Source organism: Burkholderia plantarii (assembly GCF_001411805.1).
Lineage (GTDB): Bacteria > Pseudomonadota > Gammaproteobacteria > Burkholderiales > Burkholderiaceae > Burkholderia > Burkholderia plantarii.
The window spans coordinates 3,803,941-3,816,137 of sequence record NZ_CP007212.1 but is presented as its reverse complement, the minus strand read 5'-3'; the positions used below and the strand labels follow the sequence as shown (position 1 = coordinate 3,816,137).

Sequence of the window (12,197 nt, the reverse complement as noted above, 5' to 3'; positions counted from 1 at the left end):
GGATGCGGAGGAGGCCGGTGCAGCGACGCGGACCGCGATCTCAGCGGCCGAGCGGAATGCCGGTCGAGTGGATCCAGCCCATCCAGTTCGCGAACAGGATGAACAGGAACAGCGAGATCGACAGGCCGACGCGCGTCGCGAGCGACCAGACCATGCGCTTCGTCTGGCCCCGGTCGTGCATCATGAAATAGAGGGCCGAGGCGAGGCTCGCGAGGATCAGCGCAAACGCGATGGGAACGAGGATGTGCATGGCACTTACCGTGGAATGGCGATTCGTCGCAGACGTGTCGATTATCCCACTTCGATCGCGCCGATGTGACACGTCGGCGACCGTGCGATGAAGCTGCGCTGGCTGCCCGCGCTGCTGATCCTCGCGGTGATCGCCGTGACGCTGCGGCTCGGCTTCTGGCAGCGCGATCGCGCGCATCGCAAGGAGGCGCTCGAGGCGCAGGTGCTGCGCTACGAGCATGCGACCCCGTTCGAGGCCAGCTCGGCGCCGGTGGCGCTCGACGCGGTCGAGTTCCATCGCGTGCGTGCGACCGGCCGTCTCATTCCCGGTGCCGTGGTTTATCTCGATAATCGCGCCTACCGTGATCAGCCCGGCTTTTACGTGGTGATGCCGATGCGGCTCGCGGATGGCGGTTACGTACTCGTCAATCGTGGCTGGCTGCCGCGCAACAGCGCCGACCGCACCGCGATCGCGCCGTTTGCGACGCCGTCCGGCAATGTGACGATCGAGGGCATCGCGCGCGCCGACGCATCGCGCGCGTTCGAGCTGGGGCGGGGCGGTTCGGCCGGGCACCAGCGGATTCGCCAGAATCTCGAGGTCGCCGCCTATGCGCGGGAAACGGGGCTGCCGCTGCAGCCCTACGTGATCCAGCAGACCAGCGACGGCGACGACGGCCTCGTGCGCGACTGGCCGCAGCCGACCCAGGACGTCGGGCGCAACTACGGCTACATGGTGCAGTGGTGGGCGATGGCCGCGGCGGCGGCCGGCTTCGGGCTCTACGCGGCGCGGCGCGCGGCGCGCAAGCCTTCGGGTGCGACCTGAGCGCGCCATGGGCGGCGCCCGGCGCCGCGACCGGATTCGTATCCAGAGGATGAAGAGGAACTTCGTGTCGACCCAGCCTTCCCGTCCGACGCCGGCCCGACCAGGGCCCGATCGCCAGCCCGGCCAGCCCGGCGAGAGCACCGCGGGCCATGACCCCGATTTCGGGCGCGGCACATCGTCGCAGCGAGGCTCGTGGCGACGCGGGCGCTGGGTGGTGCTCGCGCTGTGCCTGATCTGCGCGGCGCCGCTCCTCGCTTCCTACTTCACCTACTACGTGGTCAAGCCCCGTGGCGGTTCGACCAATTACGGCACGCTGATCGAGCCGCAGCGGCCGATCCCCGCCACGCTCACGGCGACCGACGAAAACGGCCGGAGCGTGGCGCTGGCCTCGCTGCGCGGGGTCTGGCTGCTCGTGATGGAAAACGGCAGTTTGTGCGATGATGCGTGCGCCCGGAAACTGTACTTCATGCGGCAGGTCCGCGCGACGCAGGGCGGCGAGCGGCAGCGCATCACGATGGTCTGGCTGCGCCGCGACGCGGCGGGCGTCGATGCGAAAATCCTGGCCGCCTATCCGGACACCCGGCGCCTCGTCGCCGATCCGGCCGCGCTCGACGCGTGGCTGCCGGCCGAGGCCGGCACGCAGGCGACGGATCACATCTATCTGGTGGACCCCAACGGCAACCTGATGATGCGCTTCCCGAAGGACCCCGACCCCAGCCGGATCAAGAACGACGTGACGAAGCTGCTCAAGTGGTCGAGCATCGGCTGACCGGCCGGTACCCGCAATCGAGAATTCCCGGATGTACTTACTGCAACTGGGCCTGATCGGCCTCACCATCGCGCTTCTGCCCCTCTCCTACGTGTGGGTGAAGGCCGACGACGACAAATTCCGCAAGCTCGTCTGGATGACGACGTTCTTCACGCTCGATCTCGTGATGTTCGGCGGCTTCACGCGGCTCACCGACTCCGGGCTCGGCTGCCCGGACTGGCCCGGCTGCTACGGCACCTCGTCGCCGTTCATCGCGCACGCGGCGATCTCGGCCGCGCACCTGGCGATGCCCACCGGCCCGGTCAGCATGAGCAAGGCCTGGATCGAGATGATCCATCGCTATTTCGCGATGGCGATCGGCGTGCTGATCATCGCGCAGATGACCATCGCCTGGGTCGCGAAGGCGCGCCGCCGGCCGCTGTCGGTGTCGCCTTGGTGGCCCACCGGCCTGCTGCTGCTGATCGTCGTGCAGGGCGTGTTCGGCGCCTGGACGGTCACCATGAAGCTGCAGCCGGTGATCGTCACCACCCACCTGCTGCTCGGCCTCGCGCTGCTCGGCGCGCTCGGCTGGCTGGCCGCGCGCATGACGCCGCTGCCGGCCCACGATCCCGAGGCGGGGCGCCACCGCGTGGCCGCGCTCACGGCGCTGGTGCTGCTGGTGGTGCAGATCGCGCTGGGCGGCTGGGTCAGCACCAATTACGCGGTGCTCGCCTGCACCGATTTCCCGACCTGCAACGGCCAGTGGCTGCCGCCGATGGATTTCGCGCACGGCTTCCACCTGTGGCGCGCGCTCGGCATGTCGGGCGACGGCGAGGCGATCACGCAGGACGCGCTGGTGGCGATTCACTGGACCCACCGCACGTTCGCCGTGGTGGTGGTCGCCTATCTGGTCGCGTTCGCGCTGCGCATGCGCCGTTTCGAATCGCTGCGGCGGCCCGCCAACGGCGTGCTGCTGGTGGTCGCGATCCAGTTCGTGACGGGGCTGTCGAACATCGTGTTGCAGTGGCCGCTGCCCGTCGCCGTCGCGCACAACGGCGGGGCCGCGATCCTGCTGCTGTTGCTCGTCATGTTAAACTTTCGAATCCTTTCAAGCCGTCCCGGCCGCGTCGCGCTCCCCGCGCGCGATATCGCGCCCGCCTGACGCTCCCCACGCTCATGGAATCCTCGCTTTCCCAGTCCCCCGGCAGCCGCCTGTCGCAATATTTCGCGCTGACCAAGCCGCGCGTCACGCAGCTCGCGGTGTTCTGCGCCGTGATCGGGATGTTTCTCGCCACGCCCGGCATGGTCCCGCTGCGCCCGCTGATCGGCGGCACGATCGGCATCTGGCTGCTGGCCGGCGCCGCGTTCGCGATCAACTGCCTCGTCGAGCAGAAGATCGACGCCAAGATGCGCCGCACCGCGTGGCGGCCGTCCGCGCGCGGCGAGATCACCACGCCGCAGATCCTCGCCTTCTCGGCCGTGCTGGGCGGAGTCGGCGCCTGGACGCTCTACACCTTCACCAACCCGCTGACGATGTGGCTGACGATCGCCACCTTCGTCGGCTACGCGGTGATCTACACGCTGCTGCTCAAGCCCGCCACGCCGCAGAACATCGTGATCGGCGGCGCTTCCGGCGCGATGCCGCCGGCGCTCGGCTGGGCCGCCGTGACGGGCACCGTGCCCGGCGACGCGTGGATCCTGGTGCTGATCATCTTCGTCTGGACCCCGCCGCACTTCTGGGTGCTCGCGCTCTACCGGATCAAGGACTACGAGAACTCGGGCCTGCCGATGCTGCCCGTCACGCACGGCGAGAAGTTCACGCGGCTGCACATCCTGCTCTACACGTTCATCCTGTTCGTCGTGACGATGATGCCGTTCATCTCGGGCATGAGCGGCGTGCTCTACCTGGCGAGCGCGGTGCTGCTCGGCGCGGTGTTCATCGCCTACGCGTGGAAGGTCTACGTCGACTATTCCGACGCGCTCGCGCGCCGCGCGTTCCGCTACTCGATCGTCTATCTGTCGCTGCTGTTCATGGCGCTGCTCGTCGATCACTACGTGCGCCCGCTGCTCGGCTTCTGAGCGCGCCGCGATGATGCCGCGTTCCTTCCCGCCCGCGCGGCGGCGCTGGCTCGCCGCCTGCGCCGCCGCTGGCGTGCTGCTGCTCGCCGGCTGCAGCCGCCAGCCGGCCTTCGAGAATCTCGACATCACCGGCAACACGCAGTTCGGCCAGGATTTCGCGCTGCCCGACACCGCCGGCCACACGCGCACGCTGGCCGACTACAAGGGTCGCGCCGTGGTGCTGGTGTTCGGCTACACGCATTGCCCCGACGTCTGCCCGACCACGCTGGCCGAGCTCGCGCAGGCGAGGCAGCAGCTCGGCGCCGGGGCGAAGCGCGTGCAGGTGCTGCTCGTTACCGTCGACCCCGAACGCGATACGGCGCCGCTGCTCGCGCAGTACGTGGCCGCGTTCGATCCGTCGTTCGTCGCGCTGCGCCCGGCGAGCGACGCGCAGCTGAAGCAGGTGGCGAAGGATTTCCGGATCTATTACGCGAAATCGCCGGGCAAGACGCCCGACGGCTACACGATGGACCACACGGCGGCGAGCTACGTGTTCGACCCGGCCGGCAAGCTGCGCCTGTTCGTGCGCGACGGGCAGGGGCCGGCGCCGTGGGTTCACGATCTGAAGCTGCTGCTGGGCTGAGCGCGGTACCTTCGGCCCCGGCGTCCTTCCGCGCTTCCGAAACGATCGACGCGCCGGCCATGGACCTTCGGAGTCCTGTCGGTCCCCGCCGGGCACCATCATTGCCAGCGCGCGGCATACCCATATGAGCGGGATGTATTTCACTCGGCGCCGATCCTGTGACACCATTCGCACTCTTTGACGGGCGGGGCGGCCACGAGCCGCGTCGTCCTTTTATCAAGTCGGTACCGCAACAACGCAAGCGAGAACAACAGATGAAGCGTCGCAATCTCCTGAAAGCAGTGTCCGCCGTCGTCGCCGCCAGCGCGGCCCTCGGCATGTCGTTCGGCGCCCACGCGCAGGACAAGGTGATCAAGGTCGGCACGGTGGCCGGCCCGGATGCGCAGGTGTGGCAGGTGGTGCAGAAGGTTGCGAAGGAGAAGCAAGGCCTGAACGTGAAGGTCATCGAGTTCAACGACTACGTGCAGCCGAACGCGGCGCTCGATTCGGGCGACCTCGACGCGAACAGCTTCCAGCACCAGCCCTACCTCGACAGCCAGATCAAGCAGCGCGGCTACAAGCTCGTCAGCGCGGGTCTGACCTACATCTCGCCGATCGGCGTGTATTCGAAGAAGGTCAAGTCGCTGAAGGACCTGCCGGCCGGCGCGAAGCTCGCGGTGCCGAACGATCCGTCGAACGAGAACCGCGCGCTGCTGCTGCTGCAGGCGCAGGGCGTGATCAAGCTGAAGGCCGGCGCGGCCACGGGCGGCAACAACGCGACGGTGCTCGACATCGCCGACAACCCGAAGAAGCTGAAAATCTCGGAACTGGACGCGGCACAGCTGCCGCGCGTGCTCGGCGACGTGGACGCGGCCGTGATCAACACCAACTACGCGCTGGCCGCGAACCTGCAGCCGACCAAGGACGCGATCGCGCTCGAATCGCTGACGAGCCCCTACGCGAACCTGATCGCGGTGCGCGCGCAGGACAGGAACCAGCCGTGGGTGAAGAAGCTCGTCGCGGCCTACCAGTCGCCGGAAGTGAAGGACTTCATCAACAAGCAGTTCAAGGGTTCGATGGTGCCGTCGTTCTGAGCGCGCGACCCGCGGTTCGCGCGGTCCCCCGGTAATCGATCGAAAGGCCCCGCGGGGCCTTTCGTCGTTTCCGACCCCGACAAAAAGTCAGCGCGGAATCTGTCGTAGCCGGGCGGCTTCCCCTATACTGTATAAACGTACAGTAATCGGCTGCCTCATGCCCACCGCCTCCGTCTCCCCCGAATCGCTGCATCCGTCGCTCTGGCGTGGCTCCCAGCTCGCCCGCGGCGGCTCGCGCACGCTCGGCACCGGCTATCCGGCGCTGTCGGCCGAGCTGCCGGGCGGCGGCTGGCCGGTGGGCGGCCTCGTCGAGCTGCTGGTGCCGCACGCGGGCTGCGGCGAGATGCGGTTGCTCGCGCCGGGGCTGGCCGGCAGCGTCGCCGAGCGGCGTCCGCTCGCGCTGGTGGCGCCGCCGCATCCACCGCACGCGGCCGCGCTGGCCGAATTCGGCGTGCCGCTCGATGCATTGCTGTGGTTACGCACAGCCAGCCGGCGCGATGCCCTGTGGACAGCCGAGCAAGCGCTGAAGGCGGGCTGCTGTGGCGCGCTGCTGTTCTGGCAGACCGAGGCCGCGCCGGCCGACGTGCTGCGGCGCCTGCATCTGGCGGCGGCGCGCGCCGGCGACACGCTGTTCGTGATGCTGCGCCCGCTCGCGGCGGCGCGCCAGCCGTCCCCGGCGGTGCTGCGGCTCGCGCTGCGGCCGCTGCCGGGCGGCGTGTCGGTCGAGATCGTCAAGCGCCGCGGGCCGGCCTGCGCGGCGCCGCTCGAACTCGCGTTGCCGTCGCCGATCGTGGAGGGTCGTTATGCGCGTCTTGCTCGGCATCCATCTGCCGCGCCTGCCGCTCGACGTGTGCGCGTGCTCGCCTGAGCCCGCGCCGGCCGCGGGCAGCGCCGTGCTCGAGCAGGGCGTGGTGCTGGTGGCCGACGCGGCGGCCCGCGCGCGCGGCGTGCGGCCCGGCATGAAGCGCGGCGGCGTGCTGACGCTCGCGCCCGACACGCATCTGGTCGAGCGCGATCTCGCGCGCGAGGCCGATGCGCTGCGTGCGGTCGCACTGGCGCTGCTGCGCTTCTCGCCGTCGGTCGCGCTCGACGAGGAGGCGACGCTGATCGTCGACGTCGGCGCGAGCCTGCGGCTGTTCGGCGGGCTGCCCGCGCTGTGCCGGCAGGTGGGCGCGGCGCTGGCGGCACTCGGTTACGCGGCGCGCATCGGCGCCGCGCCGACCGGCCGCGGCGCCTGGCTGCTGGCACGCGGCCGGCCGGGCCGCGGCCGGCGCCGGCGCGTGGCGCGCGAGGCCAGCCTGCGGCGCGTGCTCGACGCGCTGCCCTGCGTGCTGATGCCGGCCGCGCGGCCCTATGCAGGCTGGCTCGACGGACTCGGCTGCGCGACGCTCGCCGACCTGCGCCGGCTGCCGCGCGCGGGGCTGCAGCGCCGCTGCGGGCCGGGGCTGCTCGAGGCGCTCGATCGTGCCTACGGCGAACTGCCGGAGCCGTTCGCGTGGCTGCCGATCCCCCCCGAATTCGACGCGCGCCTCGAATTGCCGGAGCGCGTCGAGCACGCGGAGGCGGTGCTGTTCGTCGCGCGCCGGCTGGTGGCGCAACTGGGCGGCTGGCTGGCCGCGCGGCAGCTTTCGCTCGCCGCGCTGCGCTTCGACCTCGAGCACGAGCGCGGCCGCTGCGCGGTGCCGCCGACCTCGGTCGAGCTCGCGTTCGCCGAGCCCACGCGCGACGAGCTGCACTGCCTGCGCGTGCTCGGCGAGCGGCTCGCGCGCGCCGAACTGCCAGCCGCCGTGCTGGCGGTGCGGCTCGTCGCGACGCGCGTCGAGTCAGTCGCGCCGCCGCCCGTCGACCTGTTCCCCGAGCCGGGCCGCACGCGCGAGGCGCGCGCGCGGCTGGTCGAGCTGCTGAGCGCGCGCCTCGGCGCCGACAACGTGCTGTGCGCGGCGCCCGGCGCCGACCATCGGCCCGAGGCCGCGAACCGCTGGCTGCCCTCGCATGCGCCGGCGGGCCGCCGGCCCGAGGCGCCGGCCGCGGCGCCGCGCCCCGCCTGGCTGCTGGCCGAGCCGATCGCGCTGGCGATGCGCGAGAACCGGCCTTGCCATCGCACGCCGCTGCGGCTGATGTCGACGGCCGAGCGCGTCGAAGGCGGCTGGTTCGACGGGCAGGTCGTGCTGCGCGACTACTACGTCGCGCAGGACGACGACGGCGCCTGCTACTGGATCTACATGGACCGCGACCGGCGCCACAGCGAGCCGCGCTGGTTCCTGCACGGCCTGTTCGGGTGACGCGATGGTGATGCCGTCGGCCCTGCCTGCCTACGCTGAGCTGTTCTGCCGCTCGAATTTCTCGTTCCTGTGCGGCGCGTCGTCGGCCGACGAACTCGTCGCGCGCGCGCACGAACTTGGTTATCGCGGCATCGCGGTCACCGACGAATGCTCGCTCGCCGGCGCGCCGCGCATGCATGTGGCCGTGAAGGCGAAGAACGCCGAACTCGAAGCCGCCTGGAAGGCGGCGGGCGGATTGCCGGCCGACCAGCCCGAGCCGTTCCGGCTCGCCGTCGGCGCGTATTTCGCGCTGACGCCCGACCTCGTCGCGCCGGGCGGCGACCCCGGCCCCGGCGCGTTCGGGCTCGTGCTGCTGGCGCGCAATCGCGAGGGCTACGGCAACCTGTCCGAGCTGATCTCGTGGCGGCGCATGGCGGCGCCGAAAGGCACCTACACGCTCACGCCGCGCATGCTGGCCGCGCCGCCGCCCGAGCTCGCGCATCTGCGCGGCATGCCAGACTGCTTCGCGATCCTGGTGCCGGCCTATCCGGTGCGCGCCGACGTGCTCGACGCGCAGCTTGCGTGGTGCGCGGCGCAGTTCGGCGAGCGCGCGCGGCTCGGCCTCGTCCAGCTGGGGCGCTCGCTCGACGGCGTGTATCGCGAGACGATCGAGGCGGCCGGCGCGCGGCGCGCGATGCCGCTCGTCGCGCTCGGCGACGTGACGATGCACGTGCGCTCGTGCAAGCCGCTGCAGGACCTGATGACGGCGATCCGGATCGGCCGGCCGGTCGGCGAGTGCGGCTACGCGCTGGCCGCGAACGCCGAGCAGCACCTGCGCGGGCTCGGGCGCATCGCGCGACTGTTTCCGGAGGAGGCGATCGCCGAGACCTGCCGGATGCTCGACGCCTGCCGCTTCGACATGGACGACCTGAAGTACGAATATCCGCGCGAGATCGTGCCGGCGGGCATGACGCCGACCGAATACCTGGCGCAGGAAACCCGGCTCGGCGCGCTGAAGCGTTTTCCGGAGGAGACGCATCCCGACGGTGTCCCGGCCGACGTGCTGGCGCGGATCGACTACGAGCTCGCGCTGATCGCCGAGATGGAATACGAGCCGTTCTTCCTGACCGTCTACGACATCGTCAAGTTCGCGCGTGAGCAGGACATCCTGTGCCAGGGGCGCGGCTCGGCCGCGAACTCGGTGGTCTGCTATTGCCTCGGCGTGACGTCCGTCGACCCGCAGCGTAGCACCATGCTGTTCGAGCGCTTCATCAGCAAGGAGCGCGGCGAGCCGCCCGACATCGACGTCGATTTCGAGCACGAGCGGCGCGAGGAAGTGATCCAGTACATCTACTGGAAATACGGCAAGGATCGCACCGCGCTCGCGGCGGCGGTCTCCACCTACCGGCCGCGCGGCGCGCTGCGCGAGACCGGCAAGGCGCTCGGCGTCGATCCGGTGCTGGTCGAGCGCGTCGCCAAGGGACACCGCTGGTTCGACGGCAGTGCCGACCTGCTCGCGCGCTTCGCCTCGGTCGGGCTCGATCCCGAGGTGCCGCTGATCCGCGCCTGGGCCGAACTCGCATCGCGGCTGCTCGGCTTTCCGCGCCACCTGTCGCAGCATTCGGGCGGCTTCGTGATCAGCCGCGACAAGCTCACGCGGCTCGTGCCGATCGAGAACGCGGCGATGGAGGGGCGCCGCGTGATCCAGTGGGACAAGGACGATCTCGAGGCGCTCGGGCTCATGAAGGTGGACGTGCTCGGGCTCGGCATGCTGACCGCGCTGCATCGCGCGTTCGATTTCGTCGAGGCGTGGCGCGGCACGCGCATGCGGATCGCCGACATCGAGGAAGGCGACGGGGCGACCTACGCGATGATCTCGCGCGCCGACACGGTGGGCGTGTTCCAGATCGAGTCGCGCGCGCAGATGTCGATGCTGCCGCGCCTGAAGCCCGCCTGCTACTACGACCTCGTGATCGAGGTGGCGCTCGTGCGGCCGGGGCCGATCCAGGGCGGTGCCGTGCATCCGTACCTGCGGCGCCGGCAGGGGCTCGAGCCCGTCGAGTATCCGAAGGAGGACCTGAAGCCGGCGCTCGAACGCACGAACGGCGTGCCGATCTTCCAGGAGCAGGTGATGCAGATCGCGATCATCGCGGCCGGCTTCACGCCGGGCGAGGCCGACGAGCTGCGCCGCGCGATGGCGGCCTGGAAGCGCAAGGGCGATCTCGGCAAGTATCGCGAGCGGATCGTCGCGGGCATGCGCGCGCGCGATTATCCGGAGAAGTTCGCGGACCAGATCTTCGAGCAGATCAAGGGCTTCGGCGAATACGGCTTTCCGGAGAGCCATGCGGCGAGCTTCGCGATCCTCGTCTACGCGAGCAGCTGGCTCAAGTGCCACGAGCCGGCGATCTTCCTCGCGGCGCTGCTGAACAGCCAGCCAATGGGCTTCTATCCGCCCGCGCAGCTGGTGCAGGACGCGAAGCGGCACGGCGTGACGGTGCGGCCGATCGACGTGACGGCGAGCGGCTGGGATGCCTCGCTCGAAGCGCTGCCCGGCGAGCCGCCGCCCGCGGGCCGGCCGGCGGTGCGGCTCGGCATGGCGCTGGTGGCCGGGCTGGGCCGCGAGGCCGCGCTGCGCATCGAGGCGGCGCGCGCCGCGCGGCCGTTCGAGAGCGTCGACGACCTGGCGCGCCGCGCGCGGCTGGAGCGGCGCGAGCTGGAGGCGCTGGCGGCCGCGAACGCGTTCGCGACGCTCGCCGGCAACCGGCGCGACGCGCTCTGGCAGGCGGTGGCGGCGGCGCCGTCGCGCGACCTGCTGGCCGCCGCGCCGATCGACGAACCGGTGAAGCCGGCGTTCGGCGCGCCGTCCGAGGCCGACGACATCCTCGCCGACTATCGCACCATCGGCCTGACGCTGAACCGGCATCCGGTGGCGCTGCTGCGCGACGCGCTGCGCGCGCGCCGGCTGTCCTCGGCCGAGGAGTTGAGCGTCCACCGCAACAAGCGGCTCGCGCGCGCCTGCGGGATCGTCACCGCGCGGCAGATGCCGGGCACCGCGAAGGGCACGCTGTTCGTCACGCTGGAGGACGAGACCGGCAGCGTGAACGTGATCGTGCGGCGCGAGCTGATCGAGCGGCAGCGTCGCGAGATTCTCGATGCGCGGCTGCTGGCCGTGTACGGCGTGTGGCAGAGCGAGAACGAGGTCCGGCACCTGATCGCGCAGTATCTGGAGGACCTGACGCCGCTGCTGGGCGGGCTGCGCACCTCGAGCCGCGAGTTTCATTGAGGTTTCGTCGAGGTTTCGACCGAGGCGCGGCGGCTTGACCGGTCCGGTGGCGCGGCCGATCGCGTGCGGTAAGATGGACGCCGCCACGGGTGGCGAACCACTCGTGCCGTCGTGTCGGGGAAATGGATGAAAGTCCACAGTCATTATGACAATCTGAAGGTATCGCGCGATGCGCCTCCCGAGGTGATTCGCGCCGCCTATAAAAGTCTCGCGCAGAAGTACCATCCCGATCGCAATCGCGACCCGCGGGCCGCGCAGATCTTCAAGATCATCAATGCCGCTTATGACGTGCTCGGCGATCCGGCCGCGCGCGCCGATCATGACGACTGGCTGGCGAGAAAGGAGCGCGAGGCGGCGCATGCCGCGCGTCGCGACGCGTCCGCGGCGCGCGCGCCCGAACCTCCCGCCGCCGCGGCCCGCCCCCAGCGCCCGCCGCCGACGCGAACCGGCCCGGGCCGGCGCAGGCTGGGGAGCGTGCCGCTGCGTGCCTGGCTGCTGATCGGCGTGATCGCCTGGCTGGGCATCAGCGCGCTGTCGAAGCAGGCGCGTGCGCCGGACAAGGTGGAGGGCGGCGCGCCGCCGCCGGTCGAGACTCCGGCCGGGTCGTACACGCCACCGTCGCCAGGCGCCATTCCCCTGACGAAGGACGGCCCGCGCTACGTCCGTCCCGCGTTCGCGCCCAACGGGCTGGCGTGGCCGGAGCGGGCGGCCTATCTGAGCGGCTATCCGGTGTCGGCGAACGAGGGCCATTCGGACATCACGATCGACAACGCCGGCAATCCGTTCGACGTGTACGGCAAGCTGATCCGCGTCGACGAGGCGACGGGGCCGGCGGTGGTTCGCCAGTTCTTCATCCCGGCCGGCCGGTCGTTCCGGCTGCAGGCGCTCACGCCCGGCCGCTACGATCTGCACTACCGGCAGCTGGACGACGGCGGCACCTTCAGGACCGAGCGCATCGGCCTTCGGGAATATGCCACCGATGGCGATCTCCATTACCAGAGCGTGAGCGTTACGGTGCCGGGCGGCGGCATGAGCCCGCGGCCGATCGCGGACGACATGTTCTAGCGCTTCACGTCGAAT

General features: G+C 70.7%; 11 protein-coding genes. 10 read left to right on the top strand and 1 reads right to left on the bottom strand.

All coding sequences use genetic code 11. The features are described 5' to 3' along the window. Nucleotides 1–40: 40 nt before the first annotated feature. Nucleotides 41–250 (bottom strand): twin transmembrane helix small protein, encoded by a 210-nt coding sequence (locus tag bpln_RS16355; RefSeq protein ID WP_013699452.1) that lies wholly within the window; start codon nt 248–250, stop codon nt 41–43. A gap of 87 nt (nt 251–337) precedes the next feature. Here bpln_RS16355 and bpln_RS16350 point away from each other — a divergent pair, with 87 nt between their 5' ends. The 10 genes from bpln_RS16350 to bpln_RS16305 all read left to right on the top strand — a co-directional run bounded on the left by bpln_RS16350 (nt 338) and on the right by bpln_RS16305 (nt 12,182). Continuing rightward, nucleotides 338–1,051: an SURF1 family protein gene (locus bpln_RS16350; RefSeq protein ID WP_042626078.1), complete on the top strand. Its 714-nt coding sequence runs from the start codon at nt 338–340 to the stop codon at nt 1,049–1,051. A gap of 64 nt (nt 1,052–1,115) precedes the next feature. After that, entirely contained in the window at nt 1,116–1,820 is a 705-nt protein-coding gene (locus tag bpln_RS16345; RefSeq protein WP_420807363.1) for an SCO family protein, read from the top strand. 31 nt (nt 1,821–1,851) lie between these two features. Beyond that, nucleotides 1,852–2,961, top strand: coding sequence for a COX15/CtaA family protein (locus tag bpln_RS16340; protein ID WP_042626076.1), 1,110 nt, complete (start codon nt 1,852–1,854; stop codon nt 2,959–2,961). 14 nt (nt 2,962–2,975) lie between these two features. After that, on the top strand, nt 2,976–3,878 hold the full coding sequence (cyoE, locus tag bpln_RS16335) for a heme o synthase (RefSeq protein ID WP_042626075.1): 903 nt from the start codon (nt 2,976–2,978) through the stop codon (nt 3,876–3,878). A 10-nt stretch (nt 3,879–3,888) separates the two neighbouring features. Then, a complete protein-coding gene (locus bpln_RS16330) occupies nt 3,889–4,500 on the top strand; it encodes an SCO family protein (protein ID WP_055139291.1) in 612 nt (203 codons plus the stop codon). A 254-nt stretch (nt 4,501–4,754) separates the two neighbouring features. After that, nucleotides 4,755–5,573, top strand: coding sequence for a MetQ/NlpA family ABC transporter substrate-binding protein (locus bpln_RS16325; RefSeq protein ID WP_042626073.1), 819 nt, complete (start codon nt 4,755–4,757; stop codon nt 5,571–5,573). Nucleotides 5,574–5,730: 157 nt separating this feature from the next. Then, complete coding sequence (gene imuA, locus bpln_RS16320; RefSeq protein WP_042626072.1) at nt 5,731–6,441, top strand: translesion DNA synthesis-associated protein ImuA; 711 nt, start codon at nt 5,731–5,733, stop codon at nt 6,439–6,441. Then, the gene (locus bpln_RS16315) at nt 6,377–7,855 is read left to right on the top strand and encodes a Y-family DNA polymerase (protein ID WP_055139290.1); all 1,479 of its coding nucleotides are present in this window, start codon (nt 6,377–6,379) and stop codon (nt 7,853–7,855) included. The genes imuA and bpln_RS16315 overlap by 65 nt, the downstream gene beginning before the upstream one ends. A gap of 4 nt (nt 7,856–7,859) precedes the next feature. Beyond that, nucleotides 7,860–11,117 carry an error-prone DNA polymerase gene (locus bpln_RS16310; protein WP_420807342.1) on the top strand — a complete coding sequence of 1,086 codons (3,258 nt, stop codon included), beginning with the start codon at nt 7,860–7,862 and terminating at the stop codon, nt 11,115–11,117. 126 nt (nt 11,118–11,243) lie between these two features. After that, nucleotides 11,244–12,182: a J domain-containing protein gene (locus bpln_RS16305; protein WP_055139289.1), complete on the top strand. Its 939-nt coding sequence runs from the start codon at nt 11,244–11,246 to the stop codon at nt 12,180–12,182. The last annotated feature ends 15 nt before the right edge of the window (nt 12,183–12,197 follow it).